The 24,257-nt window shown below is 64.1% G+C and carries 20 protein-coding genes; 14 read left to right on the top strand and 6 right to left on the bottom strand.

Annotated elements, in window-relative coordinates:
* Positions 1-21: 21 nt before the first annotated feature.
* Both NDO48_RS24720 and NDO48_RS24715 read right to left on the bottom strand, forming a co-directional pair.
* Entirely contained in the window at positions 22-1,338 is a 1,317-nt protein-coding gene (locus NDO48_RS24720; protein WP_018426549.1) for an O-antigen ligase family protein, read from the bottom strand.
* Positions 1,307-2,305 carry a glycosyltransferase family 2 protein gene (locus NDO48_RS24715; protein WP_026226900.1) on the bottom strand — a complete coding sequence of 333 codons (999 nt, stop codon included), beginning with the start codon at positions 2,303-2,305 and terminating at the stop codon, positions 1,307-1,309. Before NDO48_RS24715 ends, NDO48_RS24720 begins: the two co-directional genes overlap by 32 nt.
* Positions 2,306-2,472: 167 nt before the next feature.
* On the opposite strand from NDO48_RS24715, the gene NDO48_RS24710 reads away from it, so the two are divergent.
* From NDO48_RS24710 to NDO48_RS24700, 3 genes are read left to right on the top strand one after another with little or no spacing between them, the layout of a single operon-like run.
* Positions 2,473-3,648, top strand: coding sequence for a glycosyltransferase (locus NDO48_RS24710; RefSeq protein WP_018426551.1), 1,176 nt, complete (start codon positions 2,473-2,475; stop codon positions 3,646-3,648).
* A gap of 2 nt (positions 3,649-3,650) precedes the next feature.
* A complete protein-coding gene (locus NDO48_RS24705) occupies positions 3,651-4,433 on the top strand; it encodes a WecB/TagA/CpsF family glycosyltransferase (RefSeq protein WP_018426552.1) in 783 nt (260 codons plus the stop codon).
* Positions 4,430-5,317, top strand: a complete 888-nt coding sequence (locus tag NDO48_RS24700) for a DUF6492 family protein (protein ID WP_026226902.1) — start codon at positions 4,430-4,432, stop codon at positions 5,315-5,317. The genes NDO48_RS24705 and NDO48_RS24700 overlap by 4 nt, the downstream gene beginning before the upstream one ends.
* A 61-nt stretch (positions 5,318-5,378) precedes the next feature.
* On the opposite strand, the gene NDO48_RS24695 is transcribed toward NDO48_RS24700, so the two are convergent.
* The gene (locus tag NDO48_RS24695; protein WP_018426554.1) at positions 5,379-6,674 is read right to left on the bottom strand and encodes a lipopolysaccharide biosynthesis protein; all 1,296 of its coding nucleotides are present in this window, start codon (positions 6,672-6,674) and stop codon (positions 5,379-5,381) included.
* 165 nt (positions 6,675-6,839) lie between these two features.
* Here NDO48_RS24695 and NDO48_RS24690 point away from each other — a divergent pair, with 165 nt between their 5' ends.
* The 6 genes from NDO48_RS24690 to NDO48_RS24665 all read left to right on the top strand — a co-directional run bounded on the left by NDO48_RS24690 (position 6,840) and on the right by NDO48_RS24665 (position 15,207).
* Entirely contained in the window at positions 6,840-9,122 is a 2,283-nt protein-coding gene (locus tag NDO48_RS24690; protein WP_267322574.1) for a GNVR domain-containing protein, read from the top strand.
* 114 nt (positions 9,123-9,236) lie between these two features.
* Positions 9,237-10,133, top strand: a complete 897-nt coding sequence (gene folD, locus NDO48_RS24685; RefSeq protein ID WP_018426556.1) for a bifunctional methylenetetrahydrofolate dehydrogenase/methenyltetrahydrofolate cyclohydrolase FolD — start codon at positions 9,237-9,239, stop codon at positions 10,131-10,133.
* 71 nt (positions 10,134-10,204) lie between these two features.
* Positions 10,205-11,167 (top strand): GlxA family transcriptional regulator, encoded by a 963-nt coding sequence (locus NDO48_RS24680; RefSeq protein ID WP_018426557.1) that lies wholly within the window; start codon positions 10,205-10,207, stop codon positions 11,165-11,167.
* A 76-nt stretch (positions 11,168-11,243) separates the two neighbouring features.
* Positions 11,244-12,890, top strand: a complete 1,647-nt coding sequence (locus tag NDO48_RS24675; RefSeq protein ID WP_267322573.1) for a vWA domain-containing protein — start codon at positions 11,244-11,246, stop codon at positions 12,888-12,890.
* A 344-nt stretch (positions 12,891-13,234) separates the two neighbouring features.
* Positions 13,235-14,764 (top strand): ABC-F family ATP-binding cassette domain-containing protein, encoded by a 1,530-nt coding sequence (locus NDO48_RS24670; protein WP_026226903.1) that lies wholly within the window; start codon positions 13,235-13,237, stop codon positions 14,762-14,764.
* Between the two features lie 92 nt (positions 14,765-14,856).
* The gene (locus NDO48_RS24665) at positions 14,857-15,207 is read left to right on the top strand and encodes an MliC family protein (protein WP_018426560.1); all 351 of its coding nucleotides are present in this window, start codon (positions 14,857-14,859) and stop codon (positions 15,205-15,207) included.
* 44 nt (positions 15,208-15,251) lie between these two features.
* Here NDO48_RS24665 and edd read toward each other — a convergent pair whose 3' ends face one another.
* The 3 genes from edd to zwf form a co-directional block, all read right to left on the bottom strand.
* The gene (edd, locus tag NDO48_RS24660) at positions 15,252-17,075 is read right to left on the bottom strand and encodes a phosphogluconate dehydratase (protein ID WP_018426561.1); all 1,824 of its coding nucleotides are present in this window, start codon (positions 17,073-17,075) and stop codon (positions 15,252-15,254) included.
* A gap of 154 nt (positions 17,076-17,229) precedes the next feature.
* A complete protein-coding gene (gene pgl / locus NDO48_RS24655) occupies positions 17,230-17,925 on the bottom strand; it encodes a 6-phosphogluconolactonase (protein ID WP_267322572.1) in 696 nt (231 codons plus the stop codon).
* Positions 17,926-17,930: 5 nt separating this feature from the next.
* On the bottom strand, positions 17,931-19,400 hold the full coding sequence (zwf, locus tag NDO48_RS24650; RefSeq protein ID WP_018426563.1) for a glucose-6-phosphate dehydrogenase: 1,470 nt from the start codon (positions 19,398-19,400) through the stop codon (positions 17,931-17,933).
* Positions 19,401-19,670: 270 nt separating this feature from the next.
* Between zwf and NDO48_RS24645 the strand changes: the two genes are divergently transcribed.
* The 5 genes from NDO48_RS24645 (at position 19,671) to NDO48_RS24625 (ending at position 24,244) form a co-directional block, all read left to right on the top strand.
* Complete coding sequence (locus NDO48_RS24645; protein ID WP_267322571.1) at positions 19,671-20,417, top strand: SDR family oxidoreductase; 747 nt, start codon at positions 19,671-19,673, stop codon at positions 20,415-20,417.
* Between the two features lie 109 nt (positions 20,418-20,526).
* Entirely contained in the window at positions 20,527-21,651 is a 1,125-nt protein-coding gene (locus NDO48_RS24640; RefSeq protein ID WP_267322570.1) for a beta-ketoacyl-ACP synthase III, read from the top strand.
* A 110-nt stretch (positions 21,652-21,761) separates the two neighbouring features.
* Positions 21,762-22,136, top strand: coding sequence for a hypothetical protein (locus tag NDO48_RS24635; protein WP_267322569.1), 375 nt, complete (start codon positions 21,762-21,764; stop codon positions 22,134-22,136).
* Between the two features lie 15 nt (positions 22,137-22,151).
* A complete protein-coding gene (locus NDO48_RS24630) occupies positions 22,152-22,826 on the top strand; it encodes a response regulator transcription factor (protein WP_267322568.1) in 675 nt (224 codons plus the stop codon).
* On the top strand, positions 22,823-24,244 hold the full coding sequence (locus tag NDO48_RS24625) for a sensor histidine kinase (protein ID WP_018426568.1): 1,422 nt from the start codon (positions 22,823-22,825) through the stop codon (positions 24,242-24,244). Before NDO48_RS24630 ends, NDO48_RS24625 begins: the two co-directional genes overlap by 4 nt.
* The last annotated feature ends 13 nt before the right edge of the window (positions 24,245-24,257 follow it).

Below are 24,257 nucleotides of genomic sequence, written 5' to 3'. Positions count from 1 at the left end.
TGTCCCGGCCACATCGGGCGATCAAGGGGCCGACTTGCTGATCACCATACGCGAGGCCAGCCGCAGCCCGAGCACGCCGAAGACGAAGAACATCCACACAGGATCGGCGCGGCGGAAGAAGAAGCTTTCGAGAAACGCGTTGAGCGAGGTGAACAGCAACACCATCATGAAGAAGTCGCCGAGATAGACGTTCTCCTTGTAGAGCGGGATGCGCATGTAGTCGCGCAGGGGGGCAATCAGGAAAACGTAGACGGCTACCATCAGTGCCGGCAAGCCCATCTGCACGGCAAGGTCGACATAACCGTTGTGCCCGTGAACGATGCCGGTGATGTCCCAGTCCTGGTCGAACGACGTGTCGGTGTTGGTGACGACAGGCATGCCCCAGAAACTCTCATAGCCATAGCCGAACCATGGTTGCTTGGCGATCATCTCGCCGGCAAAGGCCCAGATCGTGGTGCGGCCGGTGTAGGTAAGGTCGGGGAAATAGTAGGCAGCGAGCTCTTTCAGCGGATCGATGAAGACGATGCCCAGCGTCGCCAATGCGGTGCCGAGGATCGCAACGGCAAACAGCAGCGCTGTTCCCAGCCGCATTCCGACGATCCCAGGCAGCATCACGAACATGATCGACAGTGGCACCAGGCCGGCTGTCGTCTTCGATCCCGTATGCGCCATGAAGAACATGGCAGCGAGAAACAGCGCGCCACCGCTCCAGCGCCAGTTGCGGCGGAATAGGTAGATACCGGCGAAGCTGAAGCAGGCCATGATCGGCCCGGCAATGTTCTTGTGGGTGAACGCGCCGCGCCACAGCCCGGCATGCTCGGGTTCGACGCCGTCGGCACCGTGGATCGCGACACTGGGATAGACCACGACGCCGGCAAGGCTGACGCCGACAATGATAAAGCCGGCGACAGCGAGCACCAGCGAAAAGGAATCGGCGTCGCGCGGCAGCATCAGGACGCACGACATGGCGAGAATGCCGATCAGTGTGAACGATGCGGCACGGAAGGCCGCCGCAGGATCGATGGCATTGGCAACCGACATCAGGAAAAAGCCGACCAGGATTGCCCATGGCAATCCGGCCAGGGCACGTAGCCGCGAGGGCTCCACCAAAGTCAGCAGCACGAAGATGCACGCAGCACCCAGCGAGCCGAAGCCGAGCTGGTTGACGATGTCACCGCCACCGCCGGTCACGTCGGCGCCCGCCGGCTGGAAGGGGCGGAACGACATGATCACGATGGTCAGCAACGCGGTTGCGATCGCGGTGGCGATGCCCGACCGCGTGAAGGCCGCCGTCAGCGGGGCGGTCTCAGTTTTTCTCAGGCTGCCGGTATTGCTCATTGGCGTAACCGAACTCGACCAGTACGCGGCCAAGTGCAACATGGATCGGATAGGCGGCGATCGAAAGCGAACCCGTTGAAATCAGGCGTTTTGCGGCCCGCAGCGGCGATGCGGCAAGCAGCGCCAGGCTCTTCAGGAACACCCGCGTGTTGGCAAACGGGGTGCCCGCATATTTCTTCTTGGCGACAAGCGTCGAGATCACCCCGTTGCGCAGGCCGCGCGCCCTGATCCAGTCCGGCTCGACGCGCCGAGCCGGCACGGTCTCGAATAGCTTGCCTTCCGCGCACCAGCCGAGCTTGAAGCCCTTCTGGGCCGACCGACTGAGAAAGTCGGAATCGCCCCCGCCCATGAAGTTGAAGCGCAGGTCGAGAAAGGGCGGCCCCATCGCCAGCAGCACCTCGCGGCTGATGAGCAGGTTGCCGGAGGAGTAAAGTGCCGAGACCCGGCCCGTGGTGGTGTAGGGCGGCGCAAAAACCGGATGCGTCGCCCACCGCTGGTGCGCGGGCTCGGCAAAGACGGGAACCTGAGGACCGCCGACAATGTCGACGCCAAGCCGCACCTGCGCCTTGCACATGGTCTCCAGCCAGAGTGGGTCGGCGAGTTCGTCGTCGTCGATCACCAGCAACTGGCTGAAGTTGGGAAAATGCAGCAGCGCGGTGTGCCAGCCGGCATTGTAGGCGCTGCAGTTGCCACGTTCATGGGCGACGATGACCATCCCGTCGATCTTGCCCGCTTCGAACAGCGGCAGCGCGGCCCGGACGCCTTCGCCACCCTCCGCATCGTTCTCCATGACGATGACGGCGAAGCGGCGCATCGTCTTCTGGCCAATGAGCGAATCGAGTGTCGCCAGCAATTGCTCCGGGCGCCGGAATGTCGGCAGCGTCACCACCACGTCCACCGCATCCGCTGCCAGGGCGGGCGACTGACCGGCAACGGTCACGGATCGAAGTGGAGGCAGTGCAGTCATGTCGGGCGCCGTTTTTCGAAGCCTTTCACTAACACCGCGCCGATAACGGTCGGTTAAACAAAGGCGCGCCTTGAGCCGGTTCGACGGCTCGAATTGATGCCGGAGCCGGACTGCACAATGAAGGGTTAACCGCGCCCTGTTATGGCGGTGACCAGGAATTTGTCGTGATGCATTTGCTGTTTGCCACATCCATCGTGCCCGATGGCGCCCTGTCCTCGGGCTACGAAATCGCCAACCAGGCGATCATCGACGCGTTGCGGCGCAGCGGCGTTCGCGTAACCGTGCTCGGATTTGGCTGGCCCGGCAAGGCGCCGTCGGAACCTGAAAGCACCATCCTGCTCGGCTCCGTCGACGTGCGCACCGATGCCGCACCTTTGCCGCGCAAGCTGGCCTGGCTGGCGAGCGCGGTCTCCTCGGGCCTGACCTTCGCCTCGGCCAAACTGCGCATCGTCTCAGAAGAGACGGTGAGGCAGGCGATCAAGGCTGCCGGTCCCGTCGACGGCTATGTGCTGAATTCGGTGCAGATGGCTGCAGCGTTCGAGCCGGTTTTCCAGGACAAGCCGTCGATCTTTGTTGCTCACAATGTTGAGTTCCGCTCGGCAGCCGAAAATGCCCGCGCCGCCGACGGTACCTTCCAGCGCGCTCTTTTCCGTCGCGAGGCGCGGCTGCTCGAAATCATCGAAAAGCGGCTGTGCCGCAATGCCCGTTTCGTCTTCACGCTGGCCGAGGAAGATCGCGCTGCACTCGGCGTCGATGCTGACTCGCGTTCGGCAGCACTCCCGCTGGTGACGCGGTCCGCGCTTCCGGCCATGGCGGGCAGTCGCCGCATCGAATGCGATGCTGCTTTGATCGGTACCTGGACGTGGGAACCCAACAGGATCGGCCTCGACTGGTTTCTCGGCAAGGTCGTGCCGCATCTGCGCAGGGATTTCCGTATCCACATCGCCGGCAGCACCCCGTCAGGCATGGCTTCGGCGCATCCCGGAGTGAAGTTCGTCGGCCGCGTGCCCGATGCGATCGATTTCGTACGTAGCGCCGCCGTTATTCCGCTGGTCAGCACTTCGGGCAGCGGTGTTCAGCTCAAGACCATCGAAACCTTTGAACTCGGCCTCCCGTCGGTGGCAACAGCGCATTCGCTGCGCGGCATTGCCCACAAGCCGGAAAACTGCGTCGTGACCGACGATCCTGCTGCCTTTGCAAGAGCTCTGCAGCGGGCCGTCGATCAGCGCGTCGGCGATGTCGATGGCGCTGATTTCCATGCCAGGCAGAAGGCTGCGCTCGACAAGGCCGTCCGCCTCGGCCTGCAAAAGCTGGGCGAAAACGCTCGCGAGGCCGCGGCGTGAGTATGTTGAAAGCCCAGTCCTTCGTCAGCGGCGTCGCCTTCCGGCGTATTCTTGGCATCCGGGTTGCCAGTCTGAAACGTGACGAGGCGATGTCGCTGCTGTCGGCGCATCTCGCCAGCCGCACCTTCACCAAGATCAGCTTCCTCAACGCCCATAACGCCAACATCGCCTGCTCCGACAAGGAGTTCGCCGCGGCACTCGGGGACTTCCTGGTGCTGGCAGACGGGATCGGGGTCGATATCGCGTCCCGCTGGCTCTATGGCCAGCCTTTCCCCGACAATCTCAACGGTACCGACTTCGTACCGGCCTTGCTCAAGGCGACCGATACGCCTCTGACGGTAGCATTGCTGGGTGCCAAGCAGGCCAGCGTCGACCTGGCGGCCGGACGGCTTGCCGAACTCGCGCCGCAGCACCGTTATGTCGTCATCCACGACGGCTATTTCAGCGCCGACGAAGAGCCCGAAATTGTTGGCCAGATCGGCGAACTGCGGCCCGACATCCTGCTGGTCGCCATGGGCGTGCCGCGCCAGGAACTCTGGATCGAACGCAACCTGAAACCGGAACACTGCACGTTGCCGATTGCCGTCGGTGCGCTGCTCGATTTCCTCAGCGGCTCGACGCCGCGGGCACCGATGTGGATGCGCCGGCTCCGGCTCGAATGGTTGTTTCGGCTGGTGCTCGAGCCCGGCCGTCTGTGGCGGCGCTACATCGTCGGCAACCCGCTCTTCCTCATCCGGGTACTGCGCCAGAAGCTCTTTGGTCGCAACGTGGAGGAGCGCCCGTGAACGCGGGCAGTCCGTCCATTCCCGACGCGGCGTTGCTGACGGCCAGCTATGCCGGCGACTTCGAGCGCTGCAGACTGTTGTGCGAAACGGTCGACGCTTATGTCAGCGGCGCCTCGCACCACTATCTGCTGGTGGAGCATCGCGACGTAGCGCTGTTTCGCCAGCTTGAGACCAGGCACCGCACGGTTGTCGACGAGCGCGACATCCTGCCGTCATGGCTGCGCGACATCCCTGACCCGGCGAGCCTGTTTCGCCGCCGCATCTGGCTGAGCCTCAAGGCGCCGCCGTTGCGAGGCTGGCACGTGCAGCAGCTGCGGCGCATGGCGATTGCCGAGCACATCGCGCAGGAAACGCTCGTCTATGTCGATTCGGACGTCGCCTTCGTGAAGCCGTTCGACTGTCGACGGTTCTGGCACGACGGCAGGCTGCGGCTGTTCCGGCGCGATGATGCCCTGCTCAAACCGGGGCATGAAAACCAGCGCATCTGGTCGCAAAACGCGGCACGGGTCCTTGGCATTCCTGCGTCGAATACGTCATCGCACGACTATATTTCGACCCTGATTGCCTGGCGCCGGTCGAGCGTGCTGGCCATGCTTGCCCGCATAGCCCAAGTCAGCGGCCGGCAATGGGTCGAGACCGTGTGCAGCAGGCGCAAGTTTTCCGAATGCATGATCTATGGCCGCTTCGTCGATGACGTGGCGGGCAGGTCGGGGCATTTCCCGGGATCGCAGGAATTCTGCCGGGTTCACTGGACGGGCGAGGCTATGTCCGACGCCGAGTTCGAGGCCTTCATCCGCGACATGGGCGATGAGCAGGTGGCGATCGGCATGCAGTCCTTCATCGGGACCGACCTCGGCCGCATTCGTCGTTTCGTCAGGGCCTGACGCAGACAATTCCAGAGGAAATGCGAGGCGGCTTTCCGTCCGAAGTGCGGCAGACGATGATCTACCGTGCCTTGGCCGGCCGGCGCAGGAATGAATACGTCACCAGCGCTGATGCCAGGTAGAGCAGCCCAAACATTCCGTTGAGCAGCCAGACCAGTGTTTCGGTGTCGGTGACTTCCTTCAGTAGCAGCGTCAGCAGGCCCGCCTTGAGGGCCGCCAGCATGGCCAGGTTGATCGCGCGGACCAGCGTCTGGCCACGGGCGAACAGCAGTTCGGCGTGGTATTCGACGAGATTGCGCAAGGCCGGGATCAAAAGCGCGAGACCGATCAGCGGCGCGGCTTCTGCGACGTTGCGGCCGAGAATGTTGGGGAAGAAGTGCAGGGCGACGACCAGCGCCAGCAGCGCCGCCGTCGAGACGAAGAAGATGCCGCTTTCGATGCCGACCTTGATCTTCAGCCGCGACAGCATTTCGGGCGCACGCATCATCTTGCGCACCAGCATCATCGAGAAGACGCGGATCGGAATGGCCGTCAGGTCGACCAGCCGCATCAGGATGGCGTAGATGCCGGCGAGATTTGGTCCGCCCATGGCAAGCACCAGAAGCTTGTCGAATTCCATCTGCAGGTAGAACAGAACCTCCGATCCCGCGACATAGATGGAATCGGTGAGACGGCGCCAATAGAGATCGGGCACCAGCCGCAGCCGCTGGCGCGGATAGAAGAAGCCGAAAGCGAAAATCAGCGAGACGAGATTGCAGGCGACATAGAAGCCCGCCCAGGCGGTGATCGAGTGGCTCGGCCAGACGGCGAACAGAGCTGCTGCTGCTGCCTTGATCGCCGCCGTGATGATCAAAAGCGTTGCGGCGCGCCCGAAATGACCAAGACCGTTGTTGACGATCATTGCCACTTCGACGGGGCGCCAGAGCAAAGCCTCGGCGACGATGATGGTTGCGAAAATGCCGGCGGCCAATGTGCCGGAAAAGAACAGCCACCAGGTCAGGGCAGAAGCGGCGGCAAGCAGCGGCAGCGACAGCAATGCCAGCATCAGGAAGCCGGCTGTGTAGGTGCCGATCAGCCGGGGGCGGATCGTTGCGGTGCGGTAGAGCGCGGAGATGAAGCCGAAGGCAAGCGTGCGCGACAGCATGACGCCTGCGGCCGAAGCCGTGGCGAACAGGCCGAAATCGGCGATCGACAGCGTGTTGGCCAGCGCCACGAAATAGACGAGCGAGAAGATCAGCCGTCCGGCCGAGCCGCTGATGGCCGAAAAGTAATCGCGCAGCAGTGTCCGCTGTTGCGACAGCAGACTGCCGATGCGGCTGCGCAGTGGCACGCGCCCTATGTCGTTGGCCTGGGTCATGATCCGGATGAACGATAGGGCGCAAAGCTTAATGTGCCGTTCTGCCCGGCCATTTTGGGGGCGGGATTTGCCGACAATTAACCTTTTGTTTTCCATGCCTGCTTAGCTTGCGTTAACGACCGGATGTCTGATCCGGCGCGACGCATTGAGAGCAGCTCCGCAAAAATGGCCGAATCCGGAAACCGCGATGACTGGAGGCGCAAGCACTCGCTGCTAGCGCTCGGCCAGGAAGATGCGGCCCCAAAGGTTCGGGGCAGCTCGCTGCTGTCGGTTGCCGCCGACGATCATCATCAAGATGTCCACTCCGAAGACGACGTGCAGGATGCAGCGGCGCGCCATCGCCTGGCGCGCTTCCGCCGCGAGGCCGAGCAGGCCGCGCGCGACGAGGCGATTGCCGAGGCGGCTCCGGCGCAAGCCCAGCCGCATACTGGGCCGATCCAAGCGCAGAGCGCTCCGGCCACGATAGTTGCCCCGGCTCCCCGGCCTGAAGCCAATGACGTTGCGGACAGGACGTCGATGCTCGGCGGCTGGCGCGGCCGGCTGTCCCGCTCGACACCTCCACCCTTGGCTGCCGCCGAGCCTCCAGTGCCGGAGCCTGCCCCGGTCTACGAGGATGAGGGCGACGATGCCCGCTGGCGCCCTCTGATCGATCCGATGAAGGTGATCGGCGGCATCACCCGCTCCAAGTGGCTGATCACCACAACAACATTGGTCGGTGCGCTGCTCGGTGTGGCGATCGCGCTGTCGACGCCGAAGATGTACCAGGCGTGGACCGAGATGATCGTCGATCCGCGCAATCTCAAGCTGACCGACCGCGACCTGACCGATACCGGCCTGCCGTCGGACGCGACGTTGGCCATCGTCGAAAATCAGGTCCGCGTCATGACGTCGGGCTCGGTGCTGACCAAGGTGGTCGACAAGCTCAATCTGGCCGACGATCCCGAGTTCAATGGCAAGGCCGGCAGTGGTGGCTTCAGCCCGCGCGCCTTCGTCAAGTCGCTGCTCGGCGCGGGCGAGGCCGGTGGCGACGATGCCGGCCGTCGGCATACGCTTGCCACAGAGCATCTGGCCCAGGCGCTGACCGTCGAGCGCGGTGGCAAGACCTTCGTCATCTCGATTGGTGCCAAGACGCGTGAGCCTGAGAAGTCGGCGCTCATCGCCAACACCATGACCGAGGTCTTCATGCAGACCTATGGTGAGCTGCAGGCCGGCACCGCCGGCCGCGCCACCGACGAGCTTAACGCCCGTCTCAACGAGCTGCGCAGTTCGGTCGAGGCGGCCGAGCGCAAGGTCGAGAGCTTCAAGGCCGAGAACGACCTCATCAATCCGCAGGGCCGGCTGATCACCGACGACGAGATTCAGCGCGTCAACGACCAACTGACCGCCGCGCGTGCCCGCACGCTCGAACTCAACGCCCGCGCGTCGTCGACGCGCAGTGTCGGGGTCGATGCCGTGCTAACCGGCGCGCTGCCGGAAGCCATCAATTCGCCTGCGATCACCGAGCTCAGGGCGCAGTATGCGGCGCTGACCCAGGAGGCCGACCGTGCTTCGGTCCGGCTCGGGCCGCGACATCCAGAGCGTCAGGCAGTCGAAGCCCAGCTTTCTGGCGCGCGCGAGCGCATCGCCACCGAACTCAAGCGTGTTGCCGGCTCGATCCAGGTCGAACTCAAGCGCGCCGTCCAGACCGAACAGGAACTTGCGGCACGGCTTGCCCAGCTCAAGGTGCGCCAGGGCAGCGTCGGCGACGAGCTGGTGACGTTGCGCGAACTCGAGCGCGACGTGGCGGCCAAGCGTTCCGTCTATGAAGCCTTCCTGCTTAGAGCCCGCGAGACTGGCGAGCAGCGCGACATCAACCCGGCCAATGCCAGCGTGATCTCGGTGGCCTCGCCACCGCTCGAATCGACCGGCCCGTCGCGCGCCATGATCTCGCTTGCCGGAGCATTCCTAGGCTTTGCCGCCGGCGTCGGCATCGGCGGCATGCGCGGTGCCCTGGAAAGCCTGAGGGAAACCGCCGCGCGCCGCACGCGCGAGAACAGGCGCCGCAATGTATCAGGCGAGGGGACAAGCGGCGCGCGGGCCGAACCCGTAGTGCCACCTCGATCAACGCAAGTTGCCGAATCGGTCGAAATGGCTACCGAAACAGCGCCTGCACCCGTTCAGCAGCCGGCCCCGCCGCCAATGCCATATGGCGGCATGGCGTCGCCATATCCGCCGCAGCCGGGGTTCGCGCCGGTTTTGCCGCAGGCTGGCTATGGCGCGTCATACCCTTATCCGCCACAGCCGCCGGCAGGGGCCGCCTATCATCCCTGGCCGCAGGCGCCGCAACCGGCCATGCAGCACGAACCGCAGGTGCCGACCAGCCAGATCGAAGAGATCAGCGCCAGCCTGCGCGAGGTACGCAAGGAGCTGAACCAGCTCAGGGAGCGGCGGTCGCGGCGCTACTTCTGAAATTTCGCTGCCACGGTTTCGAGTTTACGGCACCCGACGCCGTTATGGCGCGGTTGCAGGTCGAAAATTTGATGACAATGCCACGCTAGGCGTAGCAGCAGACAGGAGTTGACCATGGCTGAAATTATCGACGGGAAGAGTGTCGCAGCCGAGGTCGTCCAGGGCGTCAAGAAGTCCGCGGCGGCGCTGATAGCGCGTGGCGTGCAGCCGGGTCTTGCGGTGGTAATCGTCGGCGAGGATCCGGCCAGCCAGGTCTATGTTGCCTCCAAGTCGCGCATGGCCAAGGAATGCGGCTTCCATTCGGTCCAGCATACGCTGGCGGTCGATACCTCCGAGGCCGATCTGCTGGGGCTGGTCGAACAACTCAACGCCGATCCTACCATCCACGGCATCCTGGTGCAGCTGCCGCTGCCGGGCCATATTGACGCCGGCAAGGTCATCCAGACCATCGCTCCCGACAAGGATGTCGACGGCTTCCACTTCATGAATGTCGGCAAGCTCGCAACCGGCGAGGTCGAATCCGCGCTGGTACCGTGCACGCCCTTCGGCTCGATGCTGCTCATCGAGCGCTGCCACGGCAAGGATCTCTCGGGCCTCAACGCCGTCGTCGTCGGCCGCTCCAATATCGTCGGCAAGCCGATGGCCAATCTCCTGCTCGCCGCCAACGCGACGGTGACGATTGCCCATAGCCGTACAAAGGATCTGCCGGCGTTGTGCCGCACCGCCGACATCCTGGTCGCTGCCGTCGGCCGCCCGGAAATGGTCAAGGGCGACTGGGTCAAGCCGGGCGCCACCGTTATCGATGTCGGCATCAACCGCATCCCGGCCCCCGAGAAGGGTGAGGGCAAATCGCGACTGGTCGGCGACGTTGAGTTTGCCTCGGCTGAGAAGAATGCCGGCGCCATCACTCCAGTGCCCGGCGGTGTCGGCCCCATGACCATCGCCATGTTGATGGCCAACACGCTGGTGTCGGCCTACCGCCACGCGGGCTTCGAACGACCAGCTTTCTGAAGGCGGGCGGTGTTGTCCAGATCGACGCAGCTTCCTTGCCCAAGTCAACGCATTCTGTAGATTTGGCCTCCATGTCAGAGCCCCATGCCGTCGGCCGCCAGTTCGCTTTCCTGCTGGTCGACAAGTTCTCGATGTTCTCGCTCGTTGCCGCCATCGACACCTGTCGGTCGGCGAACCGCCTGCTCGGTCGCGACGTCTACAGCTGGACCACCGTGTCGCCCGACGGCGAGGCGGTGATGGCGTCCAACGGCCTACCGCTCAAGGTCGACTACAGCGTCGCCGATGTGCCGCCGGTCGACATCCTCTTTGTCTGCGTCGGCGTTGCCACAGAATTCCCCGGCAAGAGCAAGGTACTGGCGGCACTGCGCGCCTGGGGCCGCCGGGGTGGTTCGCTCGGTGCGCTGTCGGTCGGCTCCTATCTTCTGGCCGAGGCCGGCCAGCTCGATGGCTACCGTTGCACCATCCATTGGGAAAACCGCGCCGGCTTCATGGAGAAGTTTCCCGACATCGAATGCACCAACAACGTCTTCGAGATCGACCGCAAGCGCTACACCTGCGCCGGCGTGACCACCTCGATCGACCTGATGCTGGAAATCGTCAAGCGGGACTTCGGCTCCAACCTTGCCAACGAGGTGGCCAACCAGTTCCAGCACGAGCGCATCCGCTCGGCCGGCGACCGCCAGCGCGTCGGCCCCGAGCGCGACCTCACTGGCAAGTCCGACAAGCTCAAACGTATCGTCGAACTGATGGCCGACCATCTCGACGAGCCGTTGTCGGCGGTCCAGCTCGCAAAAACCGCGGGGCTGTCGGTGCGCCAGGTCGAGCGCCTGTTCCTGCGTCATCTCAACGTCACACCGGGGCGCTATTATATGCGCCTCAGGCTGGAGCGCGCGCGCGAGCTTCTGCGCCAGACCAACATGCCGATCCTCGACGTGGCCATCGCCACCGGCTTCACCTCGCATTCCTACTTCGCCCAGAGCTATCGCCTTCAGTTCGGTCGCCCACCGAGCGAAGAGCGACGGACGACCTACTGATCGCTGCCAGGGTTGTCAGCAGCAGGCCTCAAGTTTAGCTTCGCCAGACAGACGGTCTGAATCGGCGAGGGACAGCATGAAGGCGTTTTCGCGAACTTTCCTGGCGTCCATCGTCATGCTGACGGCGGCCTCGGCGCACGCCGCCGACCGCGCCATCATCGTGCTCGACGCCTCGGGCTCGATGTGGGGCCAGATCGACGGCAAGCCGAAGCTCGAAATCGCACGCGAGGCGCTGCGCTCCGTGCTCAAGACGGTGCCCGCCGACACGGAACTCGGGCTGATGGCCTATGGCCACCGCGAGAAGAGCAGCTGCTCCGACATCGAACTGGTGGTGCCGCCCGCTGTCGCTTCGGCAAGTGCCATCACGGCTGCTGCCGACGGCATGAAGTTCCTCGGCAAGACGCCGCTGACGGCGGCGGTCAAGCAGGCGGCCGAGGACCTCAAATACACCGAAGAGAAGGCGACCGTCATCCTCATCACCGACGGGCTGGAGACCTGCAACGCCGACCCCTGCGCGCTTGGCAAGGAGCTGAAGCAGAGCGGCGTCGACTTCACCGCCCATGTCGTTGGTTTCGGCCTGACTGCGGACGAAGGCAAGCAAGTCGCCTGCCTCGCTGAAAACACCGGCGGCAAATACATCCAGGCCTCCGACGCCAAGGGGCTGGAAGAAGCCTTGGCCCAGACGGTTGCCGCCCCTGCGCCGGCACCGGCTCCCGCGCCTGTGGCCGAGCCAGCCAAGCCCGAATTCAACTTCGTGCCCGAACTCGTGATGGCGCAGGGCGGCGACCCGTTGAAGGATGCGGGCAATGCCTGGGAAATCTACAAGGCCGCCGCCGACGGTTCCAAGGGCGAACGCCTGACCACCGAATACAACAACTACAAGGGCTCGCTTGAAGCGGGCGACTACGTCATCCGTGCCACGCTCGGCGAAGCCGGCGTCGAACAGCCGCTCAAGGTCGAGGCCGGCCAGGTGTACAAGCCGACCTTCGTGCTCAATGCCGGCACGCTGGTCATCCGCCCGCGCCCGAGCGAGGGCGACGACATCGACACGGGTGCGACTGTCGTCTTCGACTTCCCCGGCGCCGACCATCCGGCGACCTACTACGGCCAGACCAAGGTGGTCCTGCCGGCGGGCGAGCAGAAGGTGAAGGTCACCATCGGCCAGGGCGAAGCCAGCGAGACCATCCAGCTCGCCGCGGGTCAGACCGTCGAGAAGGACATCGTCGCCGGCGTCGGCCGTGTCGTGGTCAATGCGCTTTATGCGCAAGGCGGCGAGAAGGTCGATGCTTCGGGTCTCGACGTGAAGATCTTCAAGGCCAGGAAGAAGATCGACGGAACGCGCGAGCAGGTGACCTTCGGCTTTGGCCCGGATGGCAAGTTCGACCTGCCCGCCGGCGACTATGTGGCCGTCGTGCGCATGGACCAGGCCGAGGTCGAGCAGCCCTTCAACATCCGCGTCGGCGAAGCCGGCGACGTGACGGCTGTGCTCGATGCCGGCGTGCTGGCGATCGACGCTCCCGGTGCCAAGGAGATCCGCGTCTATTCGGCAAAGAAGGACATCCAGGGCAACCGCAAGGAGTTTGGTTACGCCTACGACCAGAAGCACCAGACGACGCTGCCGACAGGCGAATATGCTGTCGAAGTCGACCGCGGCGACGCCGGCAAGAAGGACGGCACGGCAAGGGTCAATGCCGGCGAGCGCACTGAGCTGAAGATCGACTAGGATTGCCAGCCGCCGCGCATGCGGTTATGAAGGCGGCGCAACTCGAACAACAAAGGAGGGCTGCGTGCATACGTTTTTTCGTCACCACCGTCAGCGCGGCCCCGTCCATGCCCTGCAAATGCGTTTGCAGGGCTGACCACAGACGAGATGCCAGCCGCATCTGCCTCAGTGGCACGATGCGAGACTTATGAAGCTGTTCTCTTTTCCGGTCTGCCCTTCGTGATGATGCAGTGCTGAGCATGTTGCTCGTCCGCCTGCATCGTGAGCTTTCCGCCGGACCCGGTTTCCCCATTTGTGCACCCTTGATGGTGCGGGCGACGGTCCGGACAGACCAGAGAACGAAAATGGCTTTGATCAATCTGCGGTCGCTTGGCGTCACCATCGGTGCGCCGCTCTTCTCCAACCTCAACCTGTCGGTCGAGCCGGGCGATCGCCTGGGCATCGTCGCTGCCAACGGCCGTGGCAAGTCCACCTTGCTGCGCGCCATCTCGGGCAGCTTCGAACCGACCTCGGGTGACATCACCCGTTCGCGCGGGCTGCGGGTCGGCTATGTCGAGCAGGACGTGCCGGCGACCCTGCTGGACGCGACCTTCTACGATGCCGTGCTGCAGGCTCTGCCGGCCGATCAGGCCGAAAGCGAGAGCTGGCGGGTCGACGTCGTGCTTGGTGAACTCGACGTTCCGGAGGAACTGGTTCACAGGCCGCTGTCGAAGCTGAGCGGCGGATGGCAGCGCCTTGCGCTTTTGGCGCGCGTCTGGGTAACCGAGCCCGATATGCTGCTTCTCGACGAACCGACCAACCATCTCGACCTAACCCGCATCGGGCAATTGGAAGGGTGGCTGAATGCCCTGCCGCGCGATGTGCCGGTTGTCATCTGCAGCCACGACCGCGCCTTCCTCGACGCGGTGACCAACAAGACGCTGTTCCTCCGGCCGGAGAATTCACAAAGCTTCTCGCTGCCCTATTCGCGGGCGCGCGAAGCGCTCGATGAGATCGACGCCTCGGACGCCCGCCGTTTCGAAAAGGACATGAAGACGGCCCAGCAACTGCGCCGGCAGGCCGCAAAGCTGAACAATATCGGCATCAACTCCGGTAGCGACCTGCTTGTCGTGAAGACCAAGCAGCTGAAGGAGCGGGCCGAGCGGATCGAAGACAGCGCGCGTCCGGCCCATCTCGAACGATCCGCCGGAACCATCAGGCTGGCAAACCGCGGTACGCATGCCAAGGTGCTGGTGGCGCTCGACGATGCGCCTGTTACCACACCCGACGGTACGTTGCTGTTCAGGACCGGCAAACTGTGGATACGCCAGGGCGACCGCGTTGTCCTGCTGGGCCGCAACGGTGCCGGCAAGACGCGGCTGGTCAATATGCTCAGGCGCGCCATCGCCCAGCCGGACGTCGCTGTTAATGGCATCAAGGCGACGCCCTCGCTGGTGCTGGGCTACGGCGATCAGGGGCTGTCCGACCTTGCCGACAAGGACAAGCCGATGGACGTGCTGACGCGCCGTTTCGAACTCGGCGAGCAGCGCGCCCGCAGCTTGCTCGCCGGAGCGGGCATGACCGTCGAGATGCAGTCGAACCCGATCGGTCGTTTGTCGGGCGGCCAGAAGGCGCGCCTCGGCATGCTTGTGCTCAGACTGACCAACCCCAACTTCTACCTGCTCGATGAGCCGACCAACCATCTGGATATCGATGGGCAGGAAACGCTGGAGGCTGAGCTTCTGAAACACGAGGCGAGCTGCCTGCTTGTATCGCACGACCGCAGCTTCGTCCGCGCCACAGGCAACCGCTTCTGGCAGATCGAGAAACGCAGGTTGGTCGAGGTGGAGAGCCCGGAAGGCTTCTTCACCGACGTGGCAAGGAACGGCGCCTAGCCTTTGGCGTGAAAAAAACTGCCGGAGCTTCGGCTTCGGCAGTCTGTTTCGCCGTGCTATCGTCGGCATGACGAGCAATTCGGGAGACCGTCATGCGCTTGAGCTTCACTGCGATCATCCTCGCTGCCGTGACCAGCGCGGCAATGGCCTCGACCGTGACGCTGGAACTGCCGGGCAGTGCACCGGTCGAGCGCAACTCCGTCAGCTACAAATGCGGCGACCAGGCCGTGAAGGCCGAATACGTCAATGCCGGCGACAATTCGCTCGTGGTGCTGACACTCGGCGACCAGACCGTCGTGGCCGTCACCGTGCTGAGCGGCAGCGGCGCGAAATATGCCGGTCAGCAATATGTCTGGTGGACCAAGGGCGACAACGCCGACCTCTACGACCTGATGAAGGGCGAGGACGCTCCGGCGGTGCTGTCGTGCGAGGCGGTGAAGTAGAAAGGAAGCTCGGCCTCTCGGTCGAGCTTCTGCATTAGACAGAATTACGCCGTCCCGAACGCGCTCGCGCCGTGGTCGGCACGGCCGACCATCTGGCGGAAGCCGGCGAACAGCTCGCGGCCCATGCCGTGTTCGTTGTCCGAGAGGTCGCAGACGGGCTTTGGCCGCGCGGCGAGTTCGGCCGCCGGCACCAGCACTTCCAGCGTGCCGGTCTCTGCGTCGAGCCGGACGATGTCGCCGTCATGGACGCGGCCGATCGGCCCGCCTTCGAGCGCTTCCGGCGTAACGTGGATAGCTGCGGGCACCTTGCCTGAGGCGCCCGACATGCGGCCATCGGTGACCAGCGCCACCTTGTGGCCGCGGTCCTGCAGAATGCCGAGAACGGTCGTCAGCTTGTGCAGTTCCGGCATGCCGTTGGCCTTGGGGCCCTGGAAGCGGATGACGGCGACGAAGTCGCGGTCGAGCAGGCCAGCCTTGAAGGCGTCGTTGAGTCCCTGCTGGCTGTCGAACACCAGCGCCGGCGCCTCGATGATGCGACGTTCGGGCTTCACGGCTGAGGTCTTGATGATGGCATGGCCGAGATTGCCGCCGAGCACCTTGAGCCCACCCGTGGGCTGGAAGGCCTTTGTGGCGGGTGCCAGCACCTTGTCGTCGCCACTCTCCTTGGGAGCCGCTTCGCGCACGACGGACCCGTCGGCGCCGAGCTTGGCTTCGACGGCATAGGGCCGCAGGCCTTCGCCCCACACGGTCTGCACATCCTCATGCACAAGGCCGGCGTCGAGCAGCTCGCGGATCAGGAAGCCCATGCCACCGGCCGCCTGGAAATGGTTCACGTCTGATAGACCGTTCGGATAGACACGAGCGAGCAGTGGTACCGCATCCGACAGGTCGGAAATGTCCTGCCAGGTCAGGCGGATACCGGCTGCGGCGGCCATGGCGATCAGGTGGATGGTGTGGTTGGTCGAGCCGCCTGTCGCATGCAGGCCGACGACGCCGTTGACCACCGAACGCTCGTCGATCATGCGGCCTACCGGCGTGTAGGCGTTGCCGAGCGCAGTGATCGCCAGCGCCCTCCGGGTCGCCTCGCGGGTCAGCGCGTCGCGCAGCGGCGTGCCCGGATTGACGAAGGAAGCGCCCGGCGTGTGCAGGCCCATGATCTCCATCAGCATCTGGTTGGAGTTTGCGGTGCCGTAGAAGGTGCAGGTACCCGGGCCGTGATAGGACTTGGACTCGGCTTCGAGCAGCTCGGCGCGGCCGACCTTGCCCTCGGCGTAAAGCTGGCGGATCTTGGCCTTCTCGTCATTGGGCAGGCCCGAGGTCATCGGTCCGGCCGGCACGAACACGGCGGGCAGGTGGCCAAAGGTCAGGGCCGCGATCACCAGGCCCGGCACAATCTTGTCGCAGACACCGAGATAGACCGCAGCGTCGAACATGTTGTGGCTGAGGCCGATGGCGGCTGCCATGGCGATCACGTCGCGCGAAAACAGCGACAACTCCATGCCCGGCTGCCCTTGGGTGACGCCGTCGCACATCGCCGGCACGCCGCCCGCCACCTGGGCGATGCCGCCGGCTTCGCGCGCTGCGTCCTTGATCAGTTGCGGATAGGTCTCGAACGGCTGATGCGCCGACAACATGTCGTTGTAGGAGGTGATGATGCCGAGATTGGCCACCTTGTCGCCGCCGAGAGCGACTTTTTCCGAAGGGCTGCAGACGGCAAAACCGTGGGCGAGGTTGCCGCAGGAGAGAACGCCTCGGTTGGCGGTCTTGCCTGCGGCACTGGTGATGCGGTCGAGATAAATCTCGCGGCTGACCCTCGAGCGTTCGCGGATGCGCTCGGTGATGGCTTGGATGTCTTTCCTGGCGGTCATGGCCTGTCCTTTCAACTCGGAGCCCGAATTGGGGGGAGCTTCGGGCTGGCGCATGGACCGGAATACGGCGCAGCCGATTGCGCCAGGCCATGCTCGATTTCGGCATTCAAGGCGCAGCGGTCCCGGAGGATGCGCGACGCTTGGAGGCGCCCGGTCAGGGCGCCCAGTAGATCTCGGCGGCGCGTGGCGCCTGGTCGAGCACGGTGCGGATCGGCAACGGCCTTTCGGCGGCAAGTGCTGCCTCGATGACGTTGCGCTTTTCAGCGCCTTCGATGTGCACGATGACAAGTCCGGCGCCGATGAGCGCAGGCAGCGTCAGCGTCAGCCGCGTCTCGCCGGCACTTTCGGAATGCACCGGCATGACAAGCCGCGATGATGCCGGGTCGAGCAGGGTTTCAAGCCCCTGGGCATCGGGAAAGAACGAGGCGGTGTGGCCATCTGCACCCATGCCCAGGATCGCGGCGTCGAGCGGCCAGGGCAGGGACCTCAGCTTGATATCGGCGAGGTCCGCGCCCTCTTCTACTGACGCCGCTTCATGAAACAGCGGCGCGAAGCGCGCGCCCGCCGCTTCGTTCTGCAACAGGCTGGCCTTGGCAAGTGCTGCATTGGAGCGCGGCGAGCTTTCCGGCACGAACCGTTCGTCGACCAGCGTCACCGTGACCTTGCTCCAGTCGAGCACCTGTTTCGACAGGGCCGCGAAGAAGCGGCCGGGCGTGGTGCCGCCCGACACGGCGAGGAATGCCGTGCCACGACTGATGATTGCAGCCTTCAACGTGTCGGCCACCTTGGCGGCAAGGCCTGCCGCCAGTTCGTCCCTTGTCTCGAATTCGTTCCAGCGAGGGGCTGCCATGGCGCTCAATTGCTCTCGTGCCAGGTGCGGCCATCGCGCTCGATCAGCGCGATCGACGCCGACGGGCCCCAGGTGCCGGCGGTGTAGCCCTGGGCTTCCTGGCGGCTGCCTTCCCAGGCGTGCTGGATCGGGTCGATCCACTTCCACGCGGCCTCGACCTCGTCGCGGCGCATGAACAGCGTCTGGTTGCCGCGAACCACGTCCATGATCAGGCGCTCATAGGCGTCAGGTGCGCGGCCGTCGAAGGACTGGGCAAAGCTCATGTCGAGCGGGATCTGGCGCAGGCGCATGCCGCCCGGGCCCGGATCCTTGATCATGATGTACTGCTTCACGCCCTCGTCGGGCTGCAGGCGGATGACCAACTGGTTGTTGAAGATCGGCCCGGCACTCTCGCCGAAGATCGAGTGCGGGATCGGCTTGAACTCGATGACGATCTCGGAGACGCGGGAGGCCAGCCGCTTGCCGGTGCGCAGGTAGAACGGCACGCCGGCCCAGCGCCAGTTGGCGATCTCGGCCTTGATGGCAACGAAAGTCTCGGTGGTGCTCTCGGCGCCCAGCTCCTCGATGTAGCCCTTGACCGGGCCGCCGGCAGAGGCGCCGGCGCGGTATTGGCCGCGCACCGTCTGCTTGGGGGCCTCGTTGCCGTTGACCCGCTTCAGCGCGTTCAGCACCTTGAGCTTTTCGTCGCGCACCGCATTGGCCTCCATCGAGGCAGGCGCTTCCATGGCGACGAGGCAGAGCAGCTGCAGCATGTGGTTCTGCACCATGTCGCGCAGCGCGCCGGCCTTGTCGTAATAGGTGACGCGGTCTTCGAGGCCGACGGTTTCGGCCACCGTGATCTGCACATGGTCGATATGGGCAGAGTTCCACAGCGGTTCGTAGAGCGCGTTGGCGAAACGCAGCGCCATCAGGTTCTGCACCGTCTCCTTGCCGAGATAATGGTCGATGCGGAAAATCTGGTGTTCGCCGAAGTCGTCGCCGATGGTGTCGTTCAGCGCCTTCGCCGACTCGAGGTCGCGGCCGATCGGCTTTTCGACGACAATGCGCGAATCCGGCGTGATCAGCTTGTGCTGCTTGAGATTGTCGGAGATGTCGCCAAACAGGCTGGGCGAGACGGCAAGGTAGAAGACGCGGATGCGCTTGCTGTCGGCCACCGATTTCTTGAGATCCTCGAAGCCGTCGCCCGACTTGGCGTCGACTGTGACGTAGCTCAACCGGTCGAGGAAAGTCGCGAGTTCCTTTTCCTCGATGTATTCTGGCTTCACGTGGTCGGAGATCGCTTTCTTGGCGAAGGCGCGGAACTCCTTGTCGTCCATCTTGGTGCGCGACGCGCCGATGATGCGTGTCGGCTCGGAGAACTGGTGGTCGCGCTGGCGGTGATAGAGCGCCGGCAAGAGCTTGCGTTCCGACAGGTCGCCGGTGCCCCCGAAAATGATGAAGTCGAAAGGATCGACGGGGATGATCTGGCTGGTCATGATCGTTCCAATTTCAAGACGGTTTTCGCGTCGCCGCCTGATATATTCTAATCGATTTAAAAGCGCTAGTGCAAAAGCCGGCACCACGCTGTTCACAGTTTCGTTTTCGGCTCCGCGAATGGCTTGCCGAACATAGGGCTTCGGCGCGCCAAAATCCAAAGGAGAAGCCGCTGGCCTGATCCTTTGTCATGGGCTGACCGGCGGCAAGCATTGCCGCTTGTTGCAACGGCGGCTAGACCGAAAGTGAAGAGCAAGATGGGGCGGAAGACGATGCGTCTGAAAGACAGGGTTGCGATCATCACTGGTTCGGCCGCCGGTTTCGGCGAGGGCATGGCCAAGCGTTTTGCCGAGGAAGGCGCCAAGGTCGTTGTCGCCGACCTCAACACCAGGGAAGCCGAGCGCGTCGCCGCCGAAATCGGGGACAATGCTATCGCGGTCACGACAGACGTCTCGCTCAAGTCCGAATTCGACGAACTCGTCTACGCCGCCAAGAGCGCCTTCGGCCGCATCGACATCATGGTCAACAATGCCGGCTACACCCACCGCAACGGCGACATGATCGATGTCGAGGAGGAGGTCTTCGACCTGATCACCGCCGTCAACATGAAGGCGATCTACCACGCTGCCCGAGCAGTCGTGCCGATCATGGAGCGGCAGGGTGGCGGCGTGATTTTGACCACGGCGTCGACCGCGGGGCTGAGGCCGCGACCGGGTCTCACCTGGTACAACGCCTCGAAGGGCTGGGCGATCACCGCCACCAAGTCGATGGCTATCGAGCTCGCGCCGAAAAACATCCGCGTCAACTGCCTCTGCCCGGTCGCCGGCGAGACCGGCATGCTGGAGAAATTCATGGGTGCCGACACGCCGGAGATCCGCGAAAAATTCCGCTCGTCGATCCCGCTCGGCCGCTTCTCGACGCCGCTCGACATCGCCAATGCTGCCCTGTTCCTCGTCTCCGACGAAGCCGCGCTGATCACGGGCGTGGCCATGGAAGTGGACGGCGGGCGCTGCATTTGAGCGTTTCTGCCGCGAGGTAACCGCGCATTCGGCGTTGAATCGAGGCCGTGGAGCTTGACCGGCTGGCCTCAAACCCTATTCCAATGATGCAAGACCGATAGGGGACGCCATGCACAAGGTTGCGATCAGCGGTACCGGCATCTTCACGCCGGAGGAAGTCATCACCAACGCCGAGTTGGTGGCCTCCTACAATGAATATGCCCACCGCCAGAACAGGCTGCACGCCGACGCCATCGAGGCCGGCGAGCGCGAGCCGATGGCGATGTCTTCGGAAGAATTCATCGTCAAGGCATCAGGCATCGAGCGCCGCCATGTCGTCTCCAAGTTCGGCATCCTCGATCCTGGCATCATGCACCCGGTTCTGCCCGAGCGCGCCGAGGACGAGCTGTCGTTGATGGCCGAGATTTCGGTCAAGGCGGCCGACAAAGCGATGAAGAAGGCCGGGCTCGCCGCCCAGGACGTCGACGCCGTCATCTGTGCCGCCTCCAATCACGAGCGCGCCTATCCGGCCATCGCCATCGAGGTGCAGCAGGCGCTCGGCATCAAGGGCTTCGCCTTTGACATGAACGTCGCCTGTTCTTCGGCGACCTTCGGCATCCAGCTTGCATCAGACATGATCCGCACCGGTTCGGCGCGTGCGATCCTGATGGTCAATCCGGAGATCACCTCGGGCCATCAGGAATGGCGCGACCGCGACTGCCATTTCATTTTCGGCGATGTCTGTACTGCGGTCGTGCTGCAGCGCGCCGAGGAGGTGAAGTCGGAAAACGCCTATGAGGTGCTGGCCACCCGCTGCCTCACCGAGTTCTCCAACAACATCCGCAACAACAATGGCTTCCTGCGTCGCACGCGCGAAGGCCATATGGTCGACCGCCGCGACATGCAGTTCCACCAGGAGGGTCGCAAGGTCTTCAAGCAGGTGGTGCCGATGGTGGCCGAACTGATGCTAGGCCATCTCACTGAGCAGGGCATCGAGCCGCAAAGCCTGTCGCGGCTGTGGCTGCACCAGGCCAACAAGGGCATGAACGACTTGATCGGTTCGAAGGTGTTGGGGCGCGAGCCGAGCCGTGAGGAACAGCCGAACGTGCTGCAGGATTACGCCAACACCTCGTCGGCCGGTTCGATCATCGCGTTTTCGAAGTTCTCCGACGACCTGCCCGCCGGCAGCCTCGGCGTCATCTGTTCCTTCGGCGCCGGTTACTCGGCCGGCTCCGTCATCGTCAGGAAAATTTAAGCCGTCACTCGGCAAGTACCGGCATCGCCTGACTGTCGATCGATGCACTGTAATGTGCGGGCAATCTTCGCCGCCTAGCTGCGCTCATCGATCACAGGAACAAGTTATTGATGTCCGCATCTCTGCTGCGCTTCGGCGCGCCCGCCATCCTTGCCACATTTGTCGTATCGGGCTGCGTCTCCGACACCATGAGGGATCATATCGGCCAGCCCATCAACGAACTGGTCTATGAGTATGGCCCGCCGAGCGGCGTGCTCGATCTCGGGCAAGGCGAGCGTGCCTATCAGTGGCGCAACCTGTCGCGCCCTTGCGTGCCGCGCCGGCCGTATGGCGACGACTTCGACGATTATGGCAGTCGCGGCGGCTATGACGGTTCGGCGCGGCCGGGTAGGGGCATTGACGGCTGCTTCTACACCTTCCATGCGCGCTGGTCCGGCCGCTGGTACGTGACCGGCTTCCAGAAGCCCGAACCCCATTGCGAATAGAGGCAGAGCCTGGAAATGCGTATCCTTCTCGTCGAGGACGAACCAGAGATGGCCTCGACCTTGCTGGCCGCCCTCAAGCGCCGGCAGGTCGTTGTCGACCATGCCCCCAACCTGGCCGACGCGCTGGCGATTGCCGAGCTTGGTACCTATGACGCGATCGTGCTCGACCGTCGCTTGCCGGACGGCGAAGGCCTGGACCTGATTCCGAAGCTGCGGGCGATGAGGATCACCGCACCCGTGTTGATGCTGACGGCCCTCGGTGCGCTTGACGACCGGGTCGCCGGGCTCGACGCGGGCGCCGACGACTATCTGACCAAGCCTTTCGCCGTCGAGGAACTGATGGCGCGGCTGCGGGCCTTGCGCCGACGGGCAGTCGTATCGCAGGCAAATCACGCGATTGTCGGCCAGCTGACTTTCGACTTCGAGCATTGCGAAGCCCTTGTCTCAGAAAAGGTCCTCGATCTCCCGCGGCGCGAGCTACTGGTACTTGAGGCCTTGATGCGCCGCCCTGAACGGACGGTTCTCCGCGCCACCCTTGAGGAACATGTCTACGCGCTCGGCGACGAGATCGGCTCCAATGCTCTGGATGCCCACATGTCGCGCCTGCGCCGTAAGCTCGACGAGGCCGATGCCGGCGTCGAGATCCGGGCGATCCGCAACCTGGGCTACCTGCTGAGGGCGGTGGAATGAAGGGGCGGTCGCTCCAGTGGCATCTTGTCCGTCGCCTGATCCTGCTTCAGGCGGCGACTTTGTCGCTCTTCGTCGTGCTGCTGTGGATCGTGGCGTTCATGCTGGAGCCGCGCGTCATCAGCGACAATGAGAATGCCGCCAACGTGATTGCGGAGGCCGTAGACCGCGACGCCTCCCGGAAGCTTGTCGTCAAGGAAACTTCTGACGTTACCGCATTACGCGCCAGCTTCCCGAATGTCTGGGCCATCGTGCGCGACGCCAAGGATGAGGCATTCGTCCTTGGCCAGGTGCCGGATGCGTTCACCGACGCGGCCGTCCGCGTTCCGATGACGCTGGACCACAGTTGGCTGTATTTTCCGGCGGTGGATGTACGGCCGGACGCCTTCGTGGCCAACCGGAACGGTCCTGCCGGCCGCGTCCAGATTCTTGTCTCGACGATCCATTCGCGCGTGGAGCAGGGGCCCGAGCTCAACTTCAATCTTGGCCTCGATGGTGCCCGCAATCCCGACGGCACCTTCGCCTGGTACGACATGGGGCCGGTGCTGGCGATGATCCTGGTGCTGATGCTGGCGCCCTTCTTCATCGTCATGGGCGTGACCACGCTGGTCACCACCCCTGCAGTGGTGCGGCGCTCGCTCGCTGGCCTTGTCGCCACCGCAAGTCAGGCCAAGGATATCGACATCGACAACCGTGCGGTGCAACTGCCCACCGCCCAGGTGCCCAACGAGATCGCGCCGCTGGTCGACGCCTTCAACCTGGCGCTTGCCCGTCTTGGCGAAGGCTACGATCGGCGCAACCGCTTCCTCACCGACGCCGCCCACGAGCTGCGCACGCCGATTGCCATCCTGCGCACCAGGGCAGAACTTCTACGCGACGATCCAGAGAGCCGCCATCTGGTCCAGGATATCGAACGTCTCTCCCAGCTCGCCCAGCAACTGCTCGACCGGCAGGTGCTGGACTATCAGACCGGCTCGCGCGAGGCGATCAATCTGGTCGGCTTCGTCGGCGACATTACTGCCGACTTCGCTCCGCTGGCTTTCCGCGCCGGCTATGATCTGTCGTTCGAGCCGGCGGCAGGCCCGGTCATGGTCGAGGTCAGGCCCTCGCAGATCCGCCAGGCGATCACCAATCTCCTGCGCAACGCCATCGACCATGGCGGCGGCAGCGGCACGATTTCCGTGGTGGTCGATGCAACAGGCGGCATCGAGATCCGCGACGAGGGCCCCGGCATCCCCAAGGACGAACACGAACGCGTCTTCGAACCGTTCTACCGGCTCAAGCCGCGTTCCCACGGTGCCGGCCTCGGCCTCAATCTGGCGCGCGAGATCGCCCGCCTGCATGGCGGACGCATCGACATCCTGTCGGGGCCGTGGCGTGGCGCGCGCATCCGCATCCAGCTGCCGCTGGTTTCGGCATAGGCATTGCGGGAAA

Source organism: Aminobacter sp. MET-1, assembly GCF_026521175.1.
Lineage (GTDB): Bacteria > Pseudomonadota > Alphaproteobacteria > Rhizobiales > Rhizobiaceae > Aminobacter.
The sequence above is the reverse complement of the archived record's forward strand: the minus strand, read 5'-3'. Positions and strand labels throughout refer to the sequence as shown.

Bases quoted from the DNA above. Each gene is read 5' to 3' on its own strand.
- NDO48_RS24640 (WP_267322570.1), top strand. From the start codon at position 20,527: ATGCACAAGGTTGCGATCAGCGGTACCGGCATCTTCACGCCGGAGGAA.
- NDO48_RS24720 (WP_018426549.1), bottom strand. From the start codon at position 1,338: ATGAGCAATACCGGCAGCCTGAGAAAAACTGAGACCGCCCCGCTGACG.
- NDO48_RS24705 (WP_018426552.1), top strand. From the start codon at position 3,651: ATGTTGAAAGCCCAGTCCTTCGTCAGCGGCGTCGCCTTCCGGCGTATT.
- NDO48_RS24715 (WP_026226900.1), bottom strand. From the start codon at position 2,305: ATGACTGCACTGCCTCCACTTCGATCCGTGACCGTTGCCGGTCAGTCG.
- edd (WP_018426561.1), bottom strand. From the start codon at position 17,075: ATGACCGCCAGGAAAGACATCCAAGCCATCACCGAGCGCATCCGCGAA.
- NDO48_RS24675 (WP_267322573.1), top strand. From the start codon at position 11,244: ATGAAGGCGTTTTCGCGAACTTTCCTGGCGTCCATCGTCATGCTGACG.
- NDO48_RS24680 (WP_018426557.1), top strand. From the start codon at position 10,205: ATGTCAGAGCCCCATGCCGTCGGCCGCCAGTTCGCTTTCCTGCTGGTC.
- NDO48_RS24695 (WP_018426554.1), bottom strand. From the start codon at position 6,674: ATGACCCAGGCCAACGACATAGGGCGCGTGCCACTGCGCAGCCGCATC.
- NDO48_RS24665 (WP_018426560.1), top strand. From the start codon at position 14,857: ATGCGCTTGAGCTTCACTGCGATCATCCTCGCTGCCGTGACCAGCGCG.
- NDO48_RS24710 (WP_018426551.1), top strand. From the start codon at position 2,473: ATGCATTTGCTGTTTGCCACATCCATCGTGCCCGATGGCGCCCTGTCC.
- pgl (WP_267322572.1), bottom strand. From the start codon at position 17,925: ATGGCAGCCCCTCGCTGGAACGAATTCGAGACAAGGGACGAACTGGCG.
- NDO48_RS24690 (WP_267322574.1), top strand. From the start codon at position 6,840: ATGGCCGAATCCGGAAACCGCGATGACTGGAGGCGCAAGCACTCGCTG.
- NDO48_RS24635 (WP_267322569.1), top strand. From the start codon at position 21,762: ATGTCCGCATCTCTGCTGCGCTTCGGCGCGCCCGCCATCCTTGCCACA.
- folD (WP_018426556.1), top strand. From the start codon at position 9,237: ATGGCTGAAATTATCGACGGGAAGAGTGTCGCAGCCGAGGTCGTCCAG.
- zwf (WP_018426563.1), bottom strand. From the start codon at position 19,400: ATGACCAGCCAGATCATCCCCGTCGATCCTTTCGACTTCATCATTTTC.
- NDO48_RS24670 (WP_026226903.1), top strand. From the start codon at position 13,235: ATGGCTTTGATCAATCTGCGGTCGCTTGGCGTCACCATCGGTGCGCCG.
- NDO48_RS24645 (WP_267322571.1), top strand. From the start codon at position 19,671: ATGCGTCTGAAAGACAGGGTTGCGATCATCACTGGTTCGGCCGCCGGT.
- NDO48_RS24630 (WP_267322568.1), top strand. From the start codon at position 22,152: ATGCGTATCCTTCTCGTCGAGGACGAACCAGAGATGGCCTCGACCTTG.
- NDO48_RS24625 (WP_018426568.1), top strand. From the start codon at position 22,823: ATGAAGGGGCGGTCGCTCCAGTGGCATCTTGTCCGTCGCCTGATCCTG.